14 protein-coding genes and 1 pseudogene are annotated in these 21,462 nt (G+C 49.5%); 6 read left to right on the top strand and 9 right to left on the bottom strand.

Features of this window, described 5'->3' with window-relative positions; all coding sequences use genetic code 11:
* Positions 1 to 548: 548 nt before the first annotated feature.
* The 9 genes and pseudogenes from ACW14G_RS13615 to ACW14G_RS13655 form a co-directional block, all read right to left on the bottom strand.
* Positions 549 to 653 (bottom strand): annotated as a pseudogene (locus tag ACW14G_RS13615) (type VI secretion system tube protein Hcp); the annotation flags it as partial.
* A gap of 639 nt (positions 654 to 1,292) precedes the next feature.
* Complete coding sequence (gene brxL, locus ACW14G_RS13620; protein ID WP_455648622.1) at positions 1,293 to 3,368, bottom strand: protease Lon-related BREX system protein BrxL; 2,076 nt, start codon at positions 3,366 to 3,368, stop codon at positions 1,293 to 1,295.
* 10 nt (positions 3,369 to 3,378) lie between these two features.
* Positions 3,379 to 5,976: a BREX-1 system phosphatase PglZ type A gene (gene pglZ, locus ACW14G_RS13625; protein WP_455648623.1), complete on the bottom strand. Its 2,598-nt coding sequence runs from the start codon at positions 5,974 to 5,976 to the stop codon at positions 3,379 to 3,381.
* A gap of 2 nt (positions 5,977 to 5,978) precedes the next feature.
* Entirely contained in the window at positions 5,979 to 6,806 is an 828-nt protein-coding gene (locus ACW14G_RS13630; RefSeq protein ID WP_455648624.1) for a DUF4435 domain-containing protein, read from the bottom strand.
* Positions 6,793 to 7,887 (bottom strand): AAA family ATPase, encoded by a 1,095-nt coding sequence (locus ACW14G_RS13635; protein WP_455648625.1) that lies wholly within the window; start codon positions 7,885 to 7,887, stop codon positions 6,793 to 6,795. Before ACW14G_RS13635 ends, ACW14G_RS13630 begins: the two co-directional genes overlap by 14 nt.
* Positions 7,887 to 11,567 carry a BREX-1 system adenine-specific DNA-methyltransferase PglX gene (pglX, locus tag ACW14G_RS13640; protein WP_455648626.1) on the bottom strand — a complete coding sequence of 1,227 codons (3,681 nt, stop codon included), beginning with the start codon at positions 11,565 to 11,567 and terminating at the stop codon, positions 7,887 to 7,889. Before pglX ends, ACW14G_RS13635 begins: the two co-directional genes overlap by 1 nt.
* Before the next feature lie 49 nt (positions 11,568 to 11,616).
* Complete coding sequence (gene brxC / locus ACW14G_RS13645; protein ID WP_455648627.1) at positions 11,617 to 15,231, bottom strand: BREX system P-loop protein BrxC; 3,615 nt, start codon at positions 15,229 to 15,231, stop codon at positions 11,617 to 11,619.
* A gap of 12 nt (positions 15,232 to 15,243) precedes the next feature.
* Positions 15,244 to 15,846 carry a DUF1788 domain-containing protein gene (locus tag ACW14G_RS13650; RefSeq protein ID WP_032621390.1) on the bottom strand — a complete coding sequence of 201 codons (603 nt, stop codon included), beginning with the start codon at positions 15,844 to 15,846 and terminating at the stop codon, positions 15,244 to 15,246.
* Positions 15,843 to 16,460: a DUF1819 family protein gene (locus ACW14G_RS13655; RefSeq protein WP_064143067.1), complete on the bottom strand. Its 618-nt coding sequence runs from the start codon at positions 16,458 to 16,460 to the stop codon at positions 15,843 to 15,845. Before ACW14G_RS13655 ends, ACW14G_RS13650 begins: the two co-directional genes overlap by 4 nt.
* A gap of 215 nt (positions 16,461 to 16,675) precedes the next feature.
* Between ACW14G_RS13655 and ACW14G_RS13660 the strand changes: the two genes are divergently transcribed.
* The 6 genes from ACW14G_RS13660 to ACW14G_RS13685 all read left to right on the top strand — a co-directional run bounded on the left by ACW14G_RS13660 (position 16,676) and on the right by ACW14G_RS13685 (position 21,313).
* A complete protein-coding gene (locus ACW14G_RS13660) occupies positions 16,676 to 17,077 on the top strand; it encodes a hypothetical protein (protein WP_124304412.1) in 402 nt (133 codons plus the stop codon).
* Positions 17,078 to 17,386: 309 nt separating this feature from the next.
* Positions 17,387 to 18,277, top strand: coding sequence for a hypothetical protein (locus ACW14G_RS13665; RefSeq protein ID WP_455648628.1), 891 nt, complete (start codon positions 17,387 to 17,389; stop codon positions 18,275 to 18,277).
* Positions 18,278 to 18,415: 138 nt separating this feature from the next.
* On the top strand, positions 18,416 to 18,610 hold the full coding sequence (locus tag ACW14G_RS13670) for a helix-turn-helix transcriptional regulator (RefSeq protein ID WP_001561320.1): 195 nt from the start codon (positions 18,416 to 18,418) through the stop codon (positions 18,608 to 18,610).
* 16 nt (positions 18,611 to 18,626) lie between these two features.
* Positions 18,627 to 19,910, top strand: coding sequence for a ParB family protein (locus ACW14G_RS13675; RefSeq protein WP_455648629.1), 1,284 nt, complete (start codon positions 18,627 to 18,629; stop codon positions 19,908 to 19,910).
* The gene (locus ACW14G_RS13680; protein ID WP_136025660.1) at positions 19,894 to 20,451 is read left to right on the top strand and encodes a DUF2857 domain-containing protein; all 558 of its coding nucleotides are present in this window, start codon (positions 19,894 to 19,896) and stop codon (positions 20,449 to 20,451) included. Before ACW14G_RS13675 ends, ACW14G_RS13680 begins: the two co-directional genes overlap by 17 nt.
* Positions 20,441 to 21,313 (top strand): STY4528 family pathogenicity island replication protein, encoded by an 873-nt coding sequence (locus ACW14G_RS13685; protein ID WP_111771469.1) that lies wholly within the window; start codon positions 20,441 to 20,443, stop codon positions 21,311 to 21,313. Before ACW14G_RS13680 ends, ACW14G_RS13685 begins: the two co-directional genes overlap by 11 nt.
* Positions 21,314 to 21,462 lie beyond the last annotated feature (149 nt).

The raw sequence follows: 21,462 nt of genomic DNA on the forward strand, positions 1-21,462 counted from the left end.
TTCAGAGTCAACCCTCATTTTCAGGTTTTTCTCTTCAACCAACCCGGCTACTTAGTGTGAAGTGATTCACATCCGCCATGTCGATGGAGGCGCATTATAGGGAGTTTCCTCGGGGCCGCAACCCTTAAATTGCAGAAAAATGACTGACTGCTGCAATCCACAGCAGAATGCCGCCTTATACCCATTTACGCACAGAGTTATCCACAAATATCTCGATTACCACTACTATCCAGGCCTTATGATTTGTATTTATCAATGTCGCTCCGTCTATTTACTTAAGCGAGATTGCGCTTTTCCGCTGGCATCCGGCAACTAGCGCTCCCCCTTTCCTCATAAGGTCATCGCCAGCCTCTGCTTGCAAACGCCCACCGTTTATCAGAAAGCACACGTATTGAAGAAGCGGACCAGTTCGCGCCTCACTGACTCGCTGCGGGAGATAACCGCCGCCATCAGCTGGTAAACTGCGTTAGCGGAATAAGCATGTTCGTCATTATTTATCCGTGAGGTTTTGCACCAAATCCCAGACCGAAGAGGCATTACCTCCTTTATTATTCGCCACCCGTTTTTTGCACGGTGATCTCCCATTTAATTTTGGTGAAATTGAGCGACACCGTTTCAACTGGTTTACTGCCAGAAACTGTGGAAACAACCAAAGGTTGCCCAGCGGTCTGTGCAAGCGCGACGATGATGTGCTCGTTTGGGAGGCCCCCCGCGCCGTTGATGGTCATTCCTGTCACCGGGTGATGCTAAACGGTATGCCGATGGCACGATTATGCGGATACTTACAACATTAATAATGGTTTCAAGGATTGTACTGGATGGTGTTTATTTGGATGACTGGAAGAGGGAAAGCACCTTTTTGGGGAAAGTTAGTTGTTCTTTGGCATTACAGTAACTTGTAAATCAAAAGGAATAAGACCTGTGCGAAGGCCGGACTCGCCTTTTCTTTTAATTTATTGAAAATTAATGGCTTGTGAGGTTTTGTTTTGGTGGGGCGCCCCCAAAATGGGACATAAAATTGAATACTGCGTGGAAGATCACAAAGTTGCGTGATTATTTTCCAGAACCGAAACGCATTCCAGAGTAAGGCTTCTCACGGCACTGCGCCAGTCGAGATGCTAAATTACCTCAAATCCATTCCGATTCTTGAAAACTGTATCCCGTATGTATTCCTGTATTTTCATTTCATAAACCCGGGATCAAATAATTTATGAAAACACATAATTTAAAGTTCAAAAGAATAATTGGAATAAATGAGATTACCAGTAACACAGTACTGGTAATAATATCATTTAATTCACACCTAATGCTTTGTACACCGCATCCACAGGGTCAGCATAAAAGCTTACCTGGAACTTGGTAAATAACTCAGTCGGTACGGTAGGAATATCCATAGCAGACGCCATAGGGAGCAGTACCTTTTTAGCACCGCTATCGAATGCTACCTGCAGGCATGCAGCTAAATCCTGAACGGGATTCGTCACGCCGCCCAATGTCATGCCGCCCAATACGACCATTTGTTCCTGAACCGGTTTTGCCAGCAATATGGAACAGAACGCGATTAACGCGGCCAGACTGGTGGTAGTACTCGGTCCTGTGCTGTGAAGCTCCACCACATGAAGATGATATTCATGTTCAGAGAATTTAGCCGCAGCACTGATACGGCCTAAGTTACCTTTGAAGTAGTCAAAACCCACGCGGATCGCTTCTTTCGCTGCTGTATTCGACCCTAAACCTGATACCGCATGTTTGCCATTACCGGCAGTCATCTGCGTTTCAAAACGATAGAGGCCCGTCATACCTGAATCAGCCTGCGTGACCAGATGCACTACGCCAGGTTTCGGCATACCGGCAGGAATCAATTCACTTCCGCCCTGCTCAGGTACGCTCACGAAGAACTCTTCCAGGCTCTCATTATCGATATAACTGAAGTTCACATCGAAGAACTCCAGGCCACCGAGTTTCTTAAGCTGCTCTTTAACGCGACGGCGGACCTCCAGTGCATAGGTCAGACAAACCCGTACATCTTCTTTGTCGTAAGCGCCGTCTGGGTGCAGTAGCTTCAACAGACCAGATACCGTGCGGCGTACGGCAATCACGTCACGCTGATTGAGGTTATTTCCCAGCTTGAAGAATTTATCAATTGCATCGGAGAAGCTACGTTTACGCATCTCGCGCATGTATTCAGCGAGATAATCTGTAATCAAACCATAGCGATTGGTGAAAAACTCCGGACGCATCTTTGGAATTTCCCAACCAGGAATATAAGCATGGAAGCGGTCAAAAAATGCAGTATCAATCATCGCATCCGGAAACGGTACAAGCAGATGACTGGTTTTGACCAGCGTGTCCACGCTCTGGTTAATGTTGCCGACAAACACCATGGAGGCTTTACCTTCGATGGAGTCACGACCACGAGAGAACGAACCTGACGCCATGTAGTCCTTCATGATCTGCACGCCATCTTTGTCTTTGAAAGTGATTCCTGCCACTTCATCAAACGCGACGACGTCCCACATACCCACAAGACCAACCTGGCGGCTGGCCATGTTGTAAAACAAGTTCGCTACCGTGGTTTGCCCGCCAGATACCAGCAGAGAGTTAGGGGAGCATTCTTTATAAACATGGCTCTTACCGGTACCACGTGGTCCAAGCTCACAGACGTTATAGTTGTTTTCCACAAAGGGAATCATGCGAGTAATCAGATGCCACTTGGTACGCTGTTCAATATTTGCAGGCTCCATCCCGACAGAACGTAATAGCACGTCAATCCACTGGTCACGATCAAACTGCTTGCGGGCCTCAAATACCTCGTCCATATCCATATTTGGCATCTGGATCGGCTTCAGTGTGAACAGCGAGAAAGGAGACGTTTTTTGCCCTTCTTCATAAAAGTAGTTCACGGTAATCATGCACCAGATGCCACCCGTCAACAGCTTCTCGTTGTCTTTCACCATCTGAGACGGCACCAGGGCATCTTTAATGCCGAGGTTAGAGAGCTGGGCTTCGTAAACGTCTTTCTTCTGATTTAGCTTTACCGTGACCTTATCGATAATCTTGTAAGAACCACGCTCGCGAATTAGTGATTTCACTTTTTCTGCTTCATCCGGGCGGACGTAGTTATCAGAAAGAATACGCTTAACCGACTGTAGCCCCTGCTCGACAACCTCATCGTCATCGGAGGCACAGTACATACCGAGTAGATATTCCAGTACGTAAACCGGAACATTAGCCCCTTCTTTTAATTGCTTAGTCAGATCCTTACGCACCACGCGACCGCGAAAGTGCTGATTCAACAATGAATCCAGGTCCTGAGCCAACACAGAGGCCGTTTCCATGTTATTGGCTGAGTTATCCTGCTGTTGCATAACGCCTCACTTAAAAGAAGTCATCCTGAAATGCCAGGTCGATCGTGATCGGGTAGCGACCATACTCTGTTGCGCTGTCCGCATTCTCTAGGATCAGAACATATTTGTTTTTACGATTGAATGCCGTCCCCATGAGTTTCATGGTTACATCGCGGGTGCGTTTACCCATATCTTCGTTATCACTGTCGAAGCATACTGTTTCCGTGCCGGAGACGACCTGGTTGTTTTCATCGACGATAAAGATATTCAGCGTGCGCGGCTCATTTAAATCATTCACTGCCGAAGTCTGAATAAAACCAACTTTATCAATGCTGTTAACCAGTTTGATCACCTGATCCCGCGCAACGACGGACACGGGCTGCCGCTGGGGTTGCTTCTCAGCAGCTTTCTTCTCAAGCGCACGAATCTTTAACACAGGAACACACACCTCCTGCAGCATGGCTCCGCCATGAACGAAACGAGCACCACCTACGAAGTGGAAACGCTGTACCCCTTTGGGTAACAGGAATTCACTCTCATCGCTTGAGCCTGCAGTATCTGCCAGTTTACCGTGCCAGCAAAATTCACTTTCAGGCAGTTGATGACCTACAATAAAACGCTTATTCGCTTCAATCGTGTCTTTGGCTTTACTTTCCAGCTTCGTTTTATCCTGCTCCACCAGCGCTTGTTGTTGGAACAGGAACCCGTGATCGGCGGTAACAAAAATTCGGCTGGCATTAAATCGGCTACGCAAGCGTGAAACCAGATCTTTTAGCTCAGTGATTGCACTTCGGCAGGCCTCAAACGTTTTATCTTCCGTTGCAGCCTTATCACCCATGGCATCGATAGTGTCGTGCCAGATATAAACTACGGAAGCGTTGCGGATTTGCTCGTTCACTTCCTGGTTATTGGCGTTCTGCAAGTCCTTTGCTTTCAGCGCCACGCCATTCACCTTAGCCAGAATAGCGGCTCGTTTTTCAAACCCGGAAGTGGACATCCCATCGGCGTAAACTACGCCAGAATTATCAGGAAGGTAGCTCAACGACTCATGGGGCAACAGCGCGGCCATGCCCAGTTGGGTATAGCTTGGGAGCACTCCGGTCTGGGAGCGCAGCTCTGCGCTGAAGTGCTTCTCATGGTTAATATGCCTGCCCAGCTCTTCCGCCACTTCATAGCGCAGTGCATCCGAGATCACGACAAAAACGCGTTTCACCTGAGAGATGTCAAACTGACGTTTAACATTCTCTTTATAGAAATTGCGCTGCAGTGGTATGCCAGTAAATTGCCATGCCTGCATACGTTTTTCCGCTTCCAGCAGTTTGTTCCAGCCGCGACTTAGTTCAGCCAGATACCAATTGCTGTATAACTCTTCGATGAATTTATCCAGTTCATGCAGGATCATCGCCCCTTTGCTGTGCACCGGTGCAGCATATTCATTAAACAACCGATAGGTCTGATCGAAGCGATAAATTTCGTCACAATAAGCCTTCCAGAACACGCCTGTATCGGGGAAATTAAACCCGTCAGTGTAGCGGTTACGCAAATTCAGCAAACGTTCCGCCTGACGAATAGCATTCCAGATAGAAAGATACTCTGGACGTGTCTGGCTCCAGTATTTAGCACTGCGCTCAGATACCAGTGCTTTAAACGCATCTCTGTCCAGAGTGGTGCTCTCTTCCTGTAACTGGGTCACCAGACCACGGATAATAAGTTGTTCAATGGCCTCGAAGGTTTCACATTTTGCCAGTGCGTACGGTGAGCTGTAGTTGTAGTGCTCTTTTGGCTGGAGTGTCTGCTGTAAATCTTCAGCACAATAATCGTATTCGACTTTATAGCGACGATCGTTGCGCCACGCCCCCATAAAGGCCAGTGAAGACGCTCGTCCAGCAGCGGTAACCAGCACATTTTTACTCAACCAGTCACGATGCGCTTCATCACCCTGAGCCCAGAGATCGGTACAGAACAGTTTCAGAAGCAGGTTTTCCAGTGATGGAGTTTCAGACTGGTACCCAAGCTCAATGCGAAGAATCTCCCAGAGTACCTCATCCAGGCCAAGTTTCTTCAGTACGGCGAAGGTATTCTCCAGTGCGCTGTCATCCTGCTGCCGTGCCGCGACAAATTGCTGAACCAAAGCAAATAGAATCTCTTTGGTTTCAAAGGTACTGGCCCCTACCACCACTGCCAGCATTTTCTTATCGAGAGAGTTTTCCGTTTCGCGCTCGGTAACCCATCCCTTCAGGATCTGAGTTCGCTTAACGGTAAAGAAGGCTTTGCGGATCTGAATATGTTCGCGTAAACCAAGCTGCGGGATACCCAGCGAATTAAGGGTAATCGCCGCATAATCAGCGTGGAATTCGGTGCTATAGAGGCGAATATCCAGCAACCAGTCCTGCTCGCGAGCGGGAACCTCACTGGTGAAATAGAGTAAAAATTTTTGCTCAGGCTCGTCGATTTCGAGTCGTTTTTTTGTTGCGAGCACAGAAACACCACGCATATCCAGCAACGTGACATTGTCGAGATCCAGCTCATTGAGCGAATCGGTAAAACGTTGTTCCGGGTCGTGCCAGAAGACGATGCGGTTGTCGGTAAACTTCTGACGAAGCCCGGATTCCAGTTCTTTAAATTGCATAATTAATTATCTTCGAGGATTAAGTTCATGCGTTGCCAGATATCCGTTAAATCATCAGGGACAGGAAGTGTACTAAAAATGTTGGTTTTGCGTTTTGAAGCACTAACTGTACCGAAGGACTGGCAAAACTCCTGATGCACTACCTCATTGAAAAAGTATTTGCCATGTACAAAAAACCTAAGCAGCTCGCTAAAGTCTAAAGAGCTAAGTTCTTCTTTCTTTGCTGCTATTTGTTCAATTAATTGGCCTGGTTCAAGGTAATTGTGCCAGTCTTGCAGCTTATCTGCGATCTGCTCTAGGTCGTTAGCAATCGCAGGTTCTAATAACGCTTCTTTAAAACCTAAAGCGCGCAATCCTTCCCACAAAGGATTGATAACAGCCCAGAGCGCAGCATGGCTGAGCCATTTATCTTGGTTTTGTGTTAGTCGCTGAATAAAACCTTGCTCTCCGCCAGCTACTGCTGTGCGCATATTTTCGGGAATGGCCCGCCATAGTTCGGTTGGCACTACAAGGTAGCTTTCGATACAAAAGCGTGGCAGAACAATAGCGTTCTGATACTCATTTGTAATCTGATGAATTCTTGCGTCATCCCATTCATCGCGATCAACAATCCCTAACCAAGCAGGTTCCTTCCTCAGGATCTCCAGGACATTACGTTTGTTTCCTGCACTCTCAAGGATCCAGCTTAGCTCCCAGTTTGCATTTGTTTTTTGAAGAAAATTACTAAATGCAAGCACGTCATCTGGGCCTTCTACCAGCAAAACGGACCTTCCAGAGGTTGAGATTTTTTCCTGCTTAATATTCTGAATCAGTTCATTAATGCTGGCCATTATCAGCACCTTTTCTGTCATTTAGATTGATACGCAGTCCTAAGTTATCGTATCGCTGCCATAGATCTGTGGCATGAGAGGTTATGATGAGCTGGCCAGAACGTCCCTGTATAATATTCTCCAACATGGCAAGCAGCGGAGAGACCAAAGATGGGTGTAGATGCAGATCTGGTTCGTCGATCAATACAACACCGCCAGGCTGAAGCCAGCGCTGCACCATGAATAACATGATCAAAACCTGGTGCTCTCCAGAACTCAGTTCATCCAGGGTATGGGTGTCACCGTTATCCAGCCTGACCTGCTGGCGCTGTCCCGGCTGAATACCCTCTTCAATGACTTTGCCTGAGAAGAACTGATTCAGAGTTTTCATCATCTCGGGATACAGCTCAGGGAGCGTCGCTTTCATATTGAACAGCGAGGATTCAAGCTGCCCCTTCCAGTCTTCCGTCACTGTGTACGTAGCAAGCCAGCGCTGATTTAAATCATCCTGTACCAGCGATGAGATATTGCGTTTAGGTGTAATCCAACGACGTGCCTCTGCATCCAGATAAATGATGTTCGGAATGGACAAATCCATACCAGAACTCAGCATCCCCAGAACTACTTGGGCACGAGTTACACGTAACATTCTGAGGTATTCATACAGGGATTCATTTGAATAAGCACTTTGGGTAAAAAAGGTGTGTTTTTTCTTGTCCGAATACGTTTCTCCAATCCAGTAAACCCCTGGATTAGATTTGATGATTCTTTCAAGAGCAAGTTTATCCCCATAGAACAAGCCAAAACTAGCCGGAGAAAAATGTGAACACTCTAGTCCATCGATGACGACAGCAAAGGTTTCCCAGTTCTGGAGCCATTTTTTAGCATTGTGGGTAGCGGGTAACGTTTTTTCACGATCCAGCCAAAATCCCAGGGCATCCCAAAGCATGGCAATTCCACGAAGCAGCGTCGATTTACCGCAGCCATTCGGGCCGGTAAGGAGAACGTTTTCCTCCACCTCTCCCGTCCAGTCGTTTTTAAAGCTAATGTCCGCATCGCCCAACGGGCCAACTCTCTGCGTATAAATCGCCGCTATTTTCATCAAATCTCCTCAGGTGCGCTACCGGTAATGGCTTTTACATCCGCCAGCAGATCGCCAAATTTGCCGTAGTTAACCTTAACGCCGTCATCCAGATCAATAGTGATACGTCTATCAGCATAATGGCGCAAGCGGTCGTCGAAGCTACGCAGCTCGTTGAATTTTTTGGTCAGACCATCCAGCTCTTTTTTCAGGCGTGTGGTGGCCGCGCCAGATTCAGCATTCTTAAGCTGATCGTTAAGCAGATCGATATTGCCCTGGTAGCGTGCCAACAGCGGAACTACGTATTCGGTACGCATACGCGACAGCGTGCCTTCATTATAACGGTGTAGATACACCAGGCACTCAAACGCCTTCTCTTTACCGGAACTGAACAGCCAGTAAATTGGGCGTTTCTTGTACATCTTCATATGATCTTTCCAGAACTGGGTGGAAAGATAGCGACGAATAGTATCCAGCGAAGACCCGCCTTTTTTCGGTTTGATAGCGTACAAACAGAGGCTTTCGGCGATGAAATCAAGATTCTCCTGCAGATGCTCCTCACCCCAGACGGTGCAGACAAACTCTTTAACGCGTGCTGTGACATCGTCATCGAACCAGTCTGAATCCATTAATGGCAGAATGCCATCTTCATCGGCAGGGAAGGTTTTATAGGCGCCTTCGGCGACCAATTCGGCAAAACCTTTATTGCCTTCATGGGCGTAGACAAGGCCTTTGCGATCGAGGGAATAGCGGCCCATTTGGCAGCCGATGATATAACTTAAAATCTCTATCAAAAGATAACATCTGTGTTTAGATGCAATCTCAGGCGAATACTCATCATTTTCTATCTGATATCTATAATATGGGTTAAATTCTAAAGAAATATATTTTCTTTTAATATCACCCCCTTTATTTCTCATGCCATAAGCCTGCTGAAACAAGTCATTGTTTTTCATTTCATCTGAAAAAGCATCAGAAACTTGCTCTAAAATATAAGATTCAAAATTCTCAATATTCTCTTTTAGATTGCTGCGATTAAACAAATTATAAAATGAATAAATGAATGTCCAGTTTGTTTCAACTAACCGTTCTTGATTCTGAGAGCGGTTCATCAGTGATTCAACAACTAACTTTACTGGTTGTACATTCAACTCTACAATTGGGATAGAACGAATACTCCCTGCTTCATAATTTAATGTTGGGCTAAGAATTTCCATTAAAGGATTAATGACAGAAGAGTTAAGTAATCCGATATAGTATTCATGGTTATTGTCAATGAAAATTGATGGGCCTGCAACATCAAAAATGAAACCCTGAGGGAAATATCTAAATGATATCTCCCCGCTAGTAACCTTACTCCATGATATCGAAGGTTTGAAGTAAAGTTCCGAACTGTTTGCTATTCCCATTTTAGATGAGGCCGGTTTAATTGAATTTAAATACTCTTGATATTCAATAATTTCCTTTCCATTATCGCCCCAATTAACAACATAAAGTTGTTCGCAAGACCATTTTTTAAATAACCCACCTTTATTATAAGGAAACCATTTTTTACCAAAATGTGTTTTTTTACTATTGGATTCATGGTGAAGATCTATTTTTTCATTATTAACCTCCCACCACATTCTCAGAAATCTATTGTTATCACCTGTTTGCAAGCCAATCCGTACTGGGCCTTTATCGCTCAACTTACCTGTATGCGAGAAAATATCAATCAGAGTCTCATCCGCCCAATACGCGATCGGTGCTCCAGGAATTTTTTTGAAGTCATTGGCAGTTGCGTTTTTTAAACGATCATTTTTTACCGGGAACTCTTTCGGGTATCCTTCATCATTGATATCGCCACTCTCAGTATAAGAAAATGTCCCTTGATAGCAATGAATATGGGTATTTCTAAACACGGTCGCATTGGTGCCAAAGGCAATCTTCATTACCCCATTACCCATATGTACCATCGTTTCAATCGTGAATTTATCCAGTATATTCGTACGCATATTTTCATAGCTGGAAAGGAACATCCAGGATTGCATTGTCACCATCGAATTGAATGCACCATCTTTGAGCCAGCCAAAGCCTCGTTCAATAAACATCGCAAACAGATCCGACTTGCTGTCCGGGAATTGTTTTTTAGCAAATTCTTTTAGCTCGCCATTCATCCCTTTCCCGCCCATATACGGCGGGTTCGCAACAACCGCATCGTAACGCTGCGCCAAAATCCACGCCTGCTGGATATACGGAGTCAGCTCTGTTGCTGCTTCTTTCTGCTGAATATCGCCCTCGACAGCCAGACGATACAGCCCATCCAGGAACGCTTTCAGCGCCGCTTCATCTTCATGTGGAACCTGAATCAGCGACCCCAGCGTTTTTGCGCTGGTGAACAACGCCAACGTGCGCATCAACAACTTATATTCCGTGCTGTCGGTATTGGCCAGTGCCGTCCCTTCGGTGAACATATCTCCCATGGTGCCGCGCTGTACCTGCTGGTGGACATTCAGCTTGGTCCAGAGTTCAGAGATATCCAGCTTACTTTCCTGCAGAGAAACAATATTCAGACGTACACCACGGCCCAGAATACGGCGATCGTCCTGGCGGGCCAGCATCAGCATCGCAAAACCAGACAGCTGTGCGGCACGGTCATCGATATCTAAACCAAATATATTGTTTTCCAGAATCAGCTGCGGGATATCACGGGTACGGTAGCCGCGCTCTTCGTAAATCGCCTTCAGCACATTATAGGCTTCAGTCAGAATATGGCCAGAGCCGCAGGCCGGGTCCAGCACCTTGATACTTTCAGGTTCAATGCTGGATGGAGTGATGGCAGCCAGCTGCGCCTGCACCTCTGGCGTTTGCTCCGCAGGCTCAATGTAATACGGCATTTTGCCTTTCAGGCTGGAATTCGGGTAGGTTTGCAGCCACTGGCGGCCTACCGAGTTCTGCACCAGGTACTGGACAATCCAGTTCGGGGTAAACAGCTGAGTAGCGGCGGGAATATCTTCGCTCTTTACCACCTTGCCGATCACATCGTCTTTTTTCTCGGAGATGTAAAACTGATACAGCCAGCCGATCACTTCGACCTGTTCCCAGTCTTCTTCAGGAATAATGTCCACCAGCCCGCGCAGAATGGAGTCGGTGCGAGTCAGGTTATCCGGCAGCACTAACTCAATTTCATCATTAACAGCTTCGAACAGGAAAGGCATCGCGCCGTGCAGCGCATGGCACTGTGCAAGCAATAGTTCACGGTACAGCTCTTCGTCACGATCGCCCGCCAACTTCATCTCCACCAGGCGCGCTTTGTCCAGCCCCAGAGCATCAGCCACTTCCGGTACATGATCCAGAACCTCAAAACCCCCTGCCAGCGTCGGGTGAGACAGCATACGGAAACCGTGATCAAGATAGCCATGCAGCTCCATATAGCGAATAGCGCAGAAGCGGTTAAACCAGGTGTAAGCAATGTGTTCCACCAGCACGTCGTAGCCCTGCTTATCTGCTCGCTTGACCAGACGCTCACGGCGTGACGCCAGTGCTTTATCCAACGAGAACTGACCATAACGCACGCTGTCGCCAAGATCGGTTGCTTGTGCAATTTGCAGGTTGCCCTTTTTATCGGCCTCAATACCCAGCGTGGTCAGTTTTTGCATGACCGCATCGCGGAACTGTTTACGTGCCACCGGGGCGTATTTTTTGATATTTGACGTATTCATGTGAAGTCCTGAAAAGGGCAGACAACGTCTGCCCTGAAAATGGGGAATATTACTGAAGCTGAACGCGTTCGCCTGCGTTAATGGCATCCATTAGCGTTTTACGGAGTTGTTCCAGCGCTTTGTCTACCTGTTCGGCGTTATCCAGCGTTGTCACACCCGCAGCTCGTTCCATCGTTTTACGCGTGTTCACGTAGATGGTCTTTTTCAGCTTGGGTTCAGGCTTAGCTACTGGATCGATAATCCCTGGCTGAGGGACGGTTTTTGGTTCAGGCACTTTCTTACGCTGTTCTTCAACCCAGCCGTTCAGTCGTTCGTTTGCTTTGAATTGTAGCGCCCGAACCTCAGCCTGTTCTTCCATAATCTGTGGGATCAGGCCGTTCTGTTCCACTTTCTTACGCGATTGCTGCATCGGGTGTAAAAGCGAGTGCTGCAAGTCAGCAGGGACGTGCATCTCCTGCATGCTTTGCTTCAGCTCATTGATATGGTTATCTATCTGCTGCAGCGCATGGCTTCGGTATTCTTCCACCAGACGCTGGTTGATGGTTTCAACGGTTTCAATCAGCGGAATAATCCGGTGCAGCTCTCCGTAAGGTCGTGCCTTGCTGTAGATACCTTCCAGCTCCTGCAAAGCCTTTTGGGCCGTCTCGTCTTTATCCAGCGCGTTACGGTTAGCTTTAAAACTTCCATTCAACGCCGTGCTCAAGCGCTGCCATGTGGCGTATTGGTTTTTGTAGAAGCTGACCAAATCGTCCCAGTCTTCCGAGAAATCTTTAAGATCGTCGGCCGCTGTGGTGATTTTTTCAATGACCGCGTATTCCTCTTTCTCGTTAAGGATCCCGTTCAGCAATACCAGGCCTTCTTCTATCTCTTTACGGCCAGGGTTTTGTCCACTCTCTGCACGAGTTTTAAAAACGGTCAGTTCGCTCTTCCAGCGGCCAAAGAGTTCGCGAATATGAGAGACCAGCGGCTGCTCTTCACGCTCGTTAAACGGTTCTCCAGCAATATCAGCCATCAGTTGCGCGGCTTTAGTCAGCTGCGCTTCGTCATGGCGACGTACTTTATGCAAACGCAAATCGCTGTAACGACGTGAATTATTAAACGCGTCCCACGCCTGCTTCAGTGCGATTTCACTGCCTTGCAGAGTGAAGCTGTATTTTCCGCTGCGCGCCAACCGAGCAACCAGCAATTTGACTTCATCTTCCGGCCAGCCAAATGGGCGACGGCCAAAAGTGGTGAGTATATCCCGCAGGTAAACTGGCTTATGAGTCTCAATACTCATACTGATCCAGTTATCCACTTCACGCATCGCCTCTGGGTTGGATTCTTCCATATCCCCGAGATCGAGCTGGGTATCATTTTCTACTGTCAACAGCGCGTGAGTTTCACGATTTACGTCTCCGGTACTAAGACGCAGCAATTTTAGTTTGGAGAAACTGTTCTCGATAACGTAACCGCAGGCTGCATCCACGATAGCTAACGGCGAAGAGGATTTCTTATCCAGCCGTTCGCCCAGCGCCCAGACATCAGCTTGAGCCAGCAAGCCTTCAATCTGCGCCTTCAGCGTTTTTTCGCGCATGCCATTTTCACGGCCTTTTTCTGCCAACAGAGTTGCCTGTTCCGGACGCTGTCCGCTTTGCTTGCTAAGGAAGGCTTTGGTCTGCGCGTACATGGTCAGGTCTTGCCAGGTACGGGCCTCATCAGGCAGACAAATTAAGATGCAGTCCTTACTGTCCGTCATCAGCAGACTATTAGAATGCGCACCCTTATAGCTCTCGTAGTTCGAGTCCAGTGGCGTGAGCACCTTAACCACCAGATCGTTAAGATTCGCACCATCCAGCGGATGTCCGTTACAAAAACGACTGATATCAAAATCCTGCTTATTGGCCGGATAGCGATATCTTTTGTTTTTCAGGATCTCTTCGAAAATGATCGTTGAGAGCTGCTTATTGATGGTGGTGAATTCCACGTCAATATTGCGGATTTCGTTTTCAATCTCTTTTTCTTCGTTAGTGAGAAAAACAAATTTGTCATCAATACGCGAGATCAGCATCTCAGCCTGCAGACGATTAAGACTGGCTTCAATCTGTCGACGGAGTTCCACTTTATCAGCATCAATACGCTCAATAGAGAGCGTGACGAGATTGTCGAGAGTACTTTTCAGCACATCGACGTAGCGGATCAGGAACAGCGTCTTTAGTAATTTGCCGTCAAACTCCGTCAGTGACGGAGACTGGCAAGCCTGAATAATAGTGCGGCTAACGGCAGGTTCCAGGAAGCTTTCGATCGCGGAGTAAAAGCGCCAGAACGGGACCAGACTATCCAGACCATCTGCGGAGATTTGCACTGCTGCCGACTGGAAGGCATCCAGCAGAGAGCGCTCCCCCATTGCCAACTGTTTACCTGCGGCCCCTTTGGTACGGATTGATTCAAAGACCTTTTGCAGGATCTGGTAATGCCACGGTACAAACGGATAGTTATCCACGAACTCGCGGCTGTTTGTATAGGCTCGCAGCGTAGCTGTCGTTGTCGTGTCAAACGCCAATTGGTTACGCAGAATATCGCCTTTTTCCTGCCAGATAGCTTCCAGCGCCGGTATTGCCGCATCGGTTTTCACCAGCAAACGTTTCTGAATAACTTCTGAGGTATTGGAACTTGAGAGTTGTAAGCGCGTTGAGAAACGCCCCTGAATCTTGGAGAAATCCTGACCGTCGCGACTGCTCATACCGCCAATGGCGGCATTAATGTCGGCCTGGGAGGTCACAATTACCCATGCGCGTCCACCGCAAATAACGCCCAGGTTTTCGGTGATGGTTTGCAGCTTCAGCATCATCTGTGCATCTTTACCAATGAACTGCCCAACTTCATCGACCATAAACAGAATGTTGCGGTTGCCTTGACTATCCAGCCACTCTTTAACCCACGTACAGAAATTTTTGATATCCAGAGGGAAGTTCTTATCAAGTTGCTCGATCCACTGGCGAGAAGACTCTTCACTCTGGCCTGTAGCAACACTCAGTGCCTGAGCCATCTGATCGTTTATCATCAGATAAACATCACGTTCATCTTCCCAACGAGAGCCAGTAATATCCGCAAAGGCGGCTTTAAAGGTATCAAACTGTCCACGCTTATCGAGCTCACGTTCCAGGTGTGCAATATGCGGGAAGTCCCCACAATAACCAGCCAGTTCGTTAAAAACTTTCAGAAAGACTTTGAGGATGGCATCCACGCCATCTTCAACATTCGCACGTGAGTCAATATTGAATAGAACGACATCAGTCGGATGCTGAACCGATTTCCGAATATCGGCCAATAGCAGTGCATCATCAATTTTCTCTTCAAAGAAGGAGAGCGCATTACGCGTGACGCCATTGTGGCTAACTTCGCGGTTCGCCAGCAGATAGGAAAGGATCTTAATGAAGTGTGATTTACCGGACCCAAAGAAGCCTGAAACCCAGACACCCATTTTGTCGGCAAGCTGTAATCTGCCTGGTCCAGTAGCTGGGGCATAGACTTCAAAGAACTGACGCAGGTGGCCATCGAGCTCCCGAGTAATGACGTACTCATCCAGTTCTATCCAGGCGCTTTCGTCGTCGGTCTGCTCGGCTTTAACCACGCCGTTAATATTACGTTTTAGCGGTTTCTCAAAAATTTGTTCAATATTCATTGCTGTCGTCTTTTAACGAGGAGTCAAAGTCGCCGCCGGTCCGGTTTCGGGTACCAGTCTGAAGGCGCGGTAATAGTTACGGGAGTGAATGCCAGCAAGTGGTGAAAGATCATATCCACTGTAGGTGCCTGGATAGAACATGAGGAGTGGTGTAAACCCCATCACATCCTGAAGTGCGCTCATTAGCTCATGACCACGAACCAACGGCCAGGCGTTACCGAGGCCCGTCAGAATGACAAATTGCTGCGCCGGAAGATCGACAGTGCGCGCAATATATTCCGCGATTTTTTTCTGGCTTAGTGGGGCTGCCAGATGCTTTTTCAGTGTTTCCAGGCCAAGTTCAGGCTCTCGCTGGCAGATACGGTCAAAGAGCTTACGTTCTTCCAGCATATCGATGATGACCTGGAAGATATTTAGCGTTTTATAGGTGTACTTTTTGTCCAGTTTTTTGAATAAAAAGTGAAGGTATTCGCGGACCTGAAGCTCTTGCTTTGCCGGATAGTCAAAGATCCAGAAGCCAATCTCATTGCCGGAACCTTGGTTTTTCAAAAAACGGTCGTCGCCGATACGTTCTTCTAACTGTTTTAATCGATATTCAAGGATCGGGTCATTCATACGTTACCCTCCAGAATAGGGAGCAGTTCGGCTTTATTTAAACGATGCAAGGTCGTTGCAACATCTGGTAGAAGGAAAACGTTTTGTAAATTGCGGCGGCGTGGGCTATCCAGGTAACCAGCTTCTGCCAGAGCCTTAATCAGATTGTTACCCATCTTTTGGATAGATGAATCAGAGAAAGCAGCCAGCTCCGGGTGCAATCGCAGATTCTCATCCACAAATTCACTCCAGCAGTTCATACCAAGTTTTTCTTTAAACTGTTGACGAGCCGGATTTACAACTTCAGCAATAAACTCCGCAACAACTGGAGACTGTATCATCAATGCAACCAACAGCATTTGTAGACGTTCGCTTTCACTGCCATCAGCAATCAGTTTCCAGCCCCCCCGATCCAGGGTCATTAATCGCAGCCTTAAGGTTCGGGCATAACGATTTGCAGTGCTTGTGGAGGAAGCCTGAAGAATATTTTCATTGATTATTTGCTGCTGCCAGGTCGCTTCATCTGGTTCAGAAAGCAACAGTTCAGCAATGGTTCGGCTCTCTCGGACCATCAACGAACCGCCCAGCAGATCGCCAATCCAGCGTTTGTCATTTTTTATCATGGTGTTTGTCATCAAAAATCCGGAATGCTGCTCGCAAAAATCAAGTAATGATTGTAATCGGCATGCAGGTGATATGCCATGGTTAGGATCAGAACAAATGGGTGATTTATTGATGATGATTATCGAGTGATCCTGATCATAGATTTAGAGCGCAGTTTCCGGTTTGATGCCTTCACGAAGGCCTCACACTGAGTGAGTTTAAGAAAAGTAACTGAAGGTAAGCTTAGATGTCGAAAGCCAATAATCCAGGATTTGTCTTATCACCTTACTCCCAGAAAAAAATCCTTAAAGCATTAGGAACTCACCAACAAAAGACCGACTCTTCTGCTAAACGACATGGGAAACCGACTCGCTTTAATATTGCGACCAGCGATTACGATAATCTCGTTAGCGGCGAGCACGGTCCGCTGATACTAAAAGTCCGGAGGGGAAAAATCGTCACCGAAAAACATTACTGTGCTGAATGTCACAGTTACATTAGCCCAATCCGGGCATATGCCGACAGTAACTATGGAAAAGTGCATCTTTGTACACCTTGCCATCTTGCAGCGTTCAACCGTAGCTTTGGACACGCGGATGCTATGCCGCTCAAGTTGGATCATGCTCATGCACATAAGGGGAAATGGTAACGATGCTCCTACCAAGTGGTTTTAAAAATGCCCCTACCAACACAAGTTAATATTATGTTTTCAAACAACATTATATGTTTTATATGACGCATCGCAGCAGCAATGAAGTAATCCTCCTCCAATACCTGTAACTCATTACAGGAGTCGCACGTTAACCATTAACTGATCAGAACAGCTATCTCCCAGATTATGTCTAAAAAGATCGTTAACTAAACTGATCAGGTTAGTTGTTTTAGCAAAAACATCTCACACCGGTTTTCACAATCAACAAGCACGACACGCAACCAACAACACAAAAAGGAATACGCCATGCCCCCACACAAAATCCGCCAGGAGTGGCTGACGCTGGATGAGGCCGCAGAAGTTATCCGGCAGCACAACATCACATTGCTGCCTGCCGATCTGATCCGCCATGCCCTGCACGGCGATCTGCCTCTCTCAGTCTACTTCCCCTCGCCCGTACTTCTGAGACCACTCAATCCTCCTTGCCGCTTTGCCTGCCGATTCAGCAAGCCGCCCTTTCCACCTTCGCAATGCAACAAACCCGGCAACCGCAAAGTGATGGCCAACTCTCCGCCATGCCGACGCGACCCGACTCTGCAACTGACCACCAGCCATCTGTGGAATTTGCCGTTGATCGGCCTTGAGCGCCTGCTGCTCCACCAGCAACTGGCGAAAACGCTGAATCGCCCTTGCCCCAATGATACCCATTGCTGCAACCAGATTGGCATCGTGGTCTGCGATGAAAACGACAGCTACTACCAACTCTGTTGCCGCAAATCGTTGCGGGAGCTTTTACTGGAACTGCTCGCCACGCAAAACAACCTTCAGGAAGAGCTACATCTGCTGATTGGCCAGTTATATGGTAATGGTCGCAATAACCTGAAATCCCGGCTCAATCTGTCCGTCTGCTACCTGCAGGATAAATTGCCTCCTGACGCACTGTTCGTTATCCGCCGCACTCATCTCGAGGCCTTCCTGACCCGCCATCAGCCGGAATCAAAGGAGCGGATCACCTCCGCGCTTTCCCGTTTGCTGTGGCTGGCCTGCAAGCACAACCCACAACTGGACGATGAAATGCTGGAGCATCCCTACAAGCTGCTGAACATTTTTGAATGCTGGGCGCGTGAGGAAGGTATGCACCTGCCGCTGAGCCCCGAGACGTTGAAAACCGCCCTTCAGCGCGGTGCACCGCCGTAACGCGATCAACTAACCCTTTCAACTAACAACTCTCACTAACCCAGATAAGGATTTTTACTGCCTGGCAGGGGCGCTGCTGCTTTGATAACCACGCCCATCGTGCTGATGTGAACGACTCTGGACACAGGAGGAATGGTTATGAATAGCGACAGATTTTTACGCTTACGCCAGGTGGAAGACAAAATCGGCTTCGGTAAATCGTGGATTTATCGGCAAATCCAGCTGCAACAGTTTCCGCCGTCCATCCGACTCAATAGCCGCCACGTAGCATGGCTGGAAAGCGAGGTGGATGCCTGGATCCACCAGCGCATCCGGCTTACCCGCGATGTCTAAATGCCGGAGGAAGATTATGTGCGCTTCACACCTGCTCAACCGCTGGCTTCACGGCGTCAGCAATACCGGAGAACAGGAGATGGTCCAGGTCAGTCTGGAACAAATCCAGCCGTTCTCTCTCAATCCCCGTGTCACCCGCAACCCCGGCTATGACGTACTGAAAGCGTCAATTCTCGCCCGCGGGCTGGATAACCCGCCGGTGTTGACCCGTCGCCCCGGTGATGAAAAATATATGCTCGCCAGCGGCGGGAATACGCGCCTCGCCATCCTTAATGAACTGTGGCAGGAGACACAGGATGAGCGTTACCACCGCGTCTGCTGGCCGTTCAGACCATGGCCGGAAACACTGTCACCGCAGCAAGGCGAAGTCCAGTGCCTGATCGGCCATCTGGCGGAAAGCGACCTGCATAACGGATTGATGTTTATCGAACGGGCGGAAGGGGTCCTGCACCTGCGCGATCTTTACCTCGAGGCAGGCATTGAATGCCCGACGCAGCTGGCGCTGGCGGAGCAACTGACCCGCGACGGCTATCCCGTCAGCCAGTCGCAAATCAGCCGGATGTTACAGACCGTGGACTGGCTGCTGCCCTGCATCCCTAATGCGCTATACGGCGGCCTCACCCGTAAGGTTATCGATCGCCTGCTGGCACTGCGTAGTGCAGCGGAACAGGTCTGGGCAAAGCTGATGCCGCTGGAATGCCAGCCCGAATTTGCCGACCTGTTCAGCACCGCCCTCGCCACCTTCAACGGCGAGCCGGAGGCCGTGGTACCGCAACTGGTGCAGGACGAACTGCTCGGCGAGATGAGCTGTCGCAGCGGCATGAGCTGGAATACGTTGCTGGCGGAACTGACCGATGGCCAGAGCAAGCGGCAGGTGCTGCTGGGACCTCCAGTCGAAAAGATCCTCTGGCCGCCACCGCCGGAAGCGGAAAAAGCACCACTACCAGAGCCTGAGCCACCGACTGAACCCGCCGTGCTCGGCGCGCCAATGCCCTCACCGCTGGTGCATACGGCCCGGTCGCTGTTCGCCAACTGGGGGCTGGACACCTGTATCCAGCCGGACGACAGCGCTCCGGCCGGTTTCACCCTCGCGCCCTGCGACGAATTTCCCCATCCGGCGGCACAGCGCTGTTACCAGGTGCTGGCAGCCCTGAGTGGCGACAACAGCACGCCGATGCCTGCCCTCGAATTGTTGCTATCGCCGGACTACGACAACGCTCAGATCCAGCAGCTGATGCAGCTTATCAGCCTGTGCCGCCAGCGACGGCTGCGGGAGGTTCGCCATGACGCCCTCAGTTAACCAGGCGGTGCTCACCCATATCGTCCAGGCGCTGAAGGAGGGACAGATCCGCTACTGCGAATCGCTCGGCTTCAGCCCGCAGGAGCTGTGCGAGCTGACGCGCCTCACCGCCGACGACATCCTGTTTCTCAGCAACAGCGCGGTGCAATTCATCACCACCCACATTGACCACGAGATGCTGGGCCGGATGCTGGCGAGGATGGAGCAGGAGCGGCTGTTCCAGCAGCGTCTGGAGGAAGCCCTGTCGCTGGGCGCGTCCATCGAGTTCATCAACCACTACTTTGGCCTTTCCACGCCAGAGGTCTGCGCCCGGCGACGGCTGATTGGCCTGTTTGTCCGGCAAGGGCGCAACAATGCCCCGGATGAGCAGATGGAGACGTTGGTATGGAATGAGTGGCAGAAAACGGGCGTGAACAAGCTCGACTCACCCGAAGCGCTGACCGCCATGATGGCAATGGCCCGCGAACACGATCTGTCGCTGACGGTCATCTGGAACCTGCTGCGCCAGTGGACTCAGGAGAAGCTGCTGCATGAAGAGTGACGATCGGCTGCTGTTTCTCGGCAACCCGCAGCAGAGCGTGCCGAAGCGCCTGCTGCTGGCGCGCAACCTCTCCCCGCGCGACAAGTTCACGTGGCAACTGCTGCGCCTGCACGCCCGCGACGACGGCAGCGGCGTCTTTCCCTCCTACAACGACCTGCAGGGCTGGCTCTCTGACCAGCCTGAGGGCGAGAAGGCCTCGCGCAGTACCGTCAGCAACGCGCTGATGATGTTGCGGATCACCCGCTGGCTGAGCCTGTGCCAGCGACTGCGCGACGAGCAAAGCGGCAGGATCACCGGCAACCTCTACGCCTTGCATGATGCGCCACTGACTCATGCTGATGCCTGCCGGATGGACAGCGAATATCTGGCGCTGCTTACGGCCTGTTCCCGCCACCGCAACCGGCGTATCCGCACCATTGCCATCGGGTTACTGCTCACCCTGCAACAACCTGTGGACAGTGGACGAACCTGCACTGAGTCTCCATTGAAGACCGCCCCTGGTCTTAATCGAAGACTCAGTAAAAAATGCCCGAGTCTTCAATTAAGACTCAGTGATGTGGCGGGGGCTGGCGGGCAGCCGGAACCGCATTGCGTACATACTGGTACAGATTTAAACAATAAACATCAAAAGCGTACGCCAGACCTGCACTGGCCTGTGGATAATCCCTTCAGCGCCAGCGAGCGCCGCGCCGCCGAACGCGCGATGCGCAATCTGGATCCCGCTCTCTGCCAACAGGTGCTGGACGACTGTCTGTGGCGGATCGCCGCCCACGATATCCACCGCCCCCTCGCCTATCTGCTGGCAACGCTGGAGAAAGCCAGGCGGGGCGAGTTCAATCAGCTTCGGCGCAGGCGCAGATAGCCCTGATTTTATGCGCACCGCATAAAGCCTGTGTACCAGCTATCAATCAAACCTCATTCATCGGCGAAATTAACTTTCTGCGAACCAGATGGGTTTCCCGTCGCCACCCTGGTTGCGCGGACCGACACTGCGGGCATCTGAATCCATGG

The sequence above is a fragment of the Kluyvera sp. genome (assembly GCF_965301105.1).

What these genes read in the sequence shown, in the direction of transcription:
- brxL (WP_455648622.1), bottom strand. Translation starts at nt 3,368, where the DNA reads ATGCAACAGCAGGATAACTCAGCCAATAACATGGAAACGGCCTCTGTG.
- pglZ (WP_455648623.1), bottom strand. Translation starts at nt 5,976, where the DNA reads ATGCAATTTAAAGAACTGGAATCCGGGCTTCGTCAGAAGTTTACCGAC.
- ACW14G_RS13630 (WP_455648624.1), bottom strand. Translation starts at nt 6,806, where the DNA reads ATGGCCAGCATTAATGAACTGATTCAGAATATTAAGCAGGAAAAAATC.
- ACW14G_RS13635 (WP_455648625.1), bottom strand. Translation starts at nt 7,887, where the DNA reads ATGAAAATAGCGGCGATTTATACGCAGAGAGTTGGCCCGTTGGGCGAT.
- pglX (WP_455648626.1), bottom strand. Translation starts at nt 11,567, where the DNA reads ATGAATACGTCAAATATCAAAAAATACGCCCCGGTGGCACGTAAACAG.
- brxC (WP_455648627.1), bottom strand. Translation starts at nt 15,231, where the DNA reads ATGAATATTGAACAAATTTTTGAGAAACCGCTAAAACGTAATATTAAC.
- ACW14G_RS13650 (WP_032621390.1), bottom strand. Translation starts at nt 15,846, where the DNA reads ATGAATGACCCGATCCTTGAATATCGATTAAAACAGTTAGAAGAACGT.
- ACW14G_RS13655 (WP_064143067.1), bottom strand. Translation starts at nt 16,460, where the DNA reads ATGACAAACACCATGATAAAAAATGACAAACGCTGGATTGGCGATCTG.
- ACW14G_RS13660 (WP_124304412.1), top strand. Translation starts at nt 16,676, where the DNA reads ATGTCGAAAGCCAATAATCCAGGATTTGTCTTATCACCTTACTCCCAG.
- ACW14G_RS13665 (WP_455648628.1), top strand. Translation starts at nt 17,387, where the DNA reads ATGCCCCCACACAAAATCCGCCAGGAGTGGCTGACGCTGGATGAGGCC.
- ACW14G_RS13670 (WP_001561320.1), top strand. Translation starts at nt 18,416, where the DNA reads ATGAATAGCGACAGATTTTTACGCTTACGCCAGGTGGAAGACAAAATC.
- ACW14G_RS13675 (WP_455648629.1), top strand. Translation starts at nt 18,627, where the DNA reads ATGTGCGCTTCACACCTGCTCAACCGCTGGCTTCACGGCGTCAGCAAT.
- ACW14G_RS13680 (WP_136025660.1), top strand. Translation starts at nt 19,894, where the DNA reads ATGACGCCCTCAGTTAACCAGGCGGTGCTCACCCATATCGTCCAGGCG.
- ACW14G_RS13685 (WP_111771469.1), top strand. Translation starts at nt 20,441, where the DNA reads ATGAAGAGTGACGATCGGCTGCTGTTTCTCGGCAACCCGCAGCAGAGC.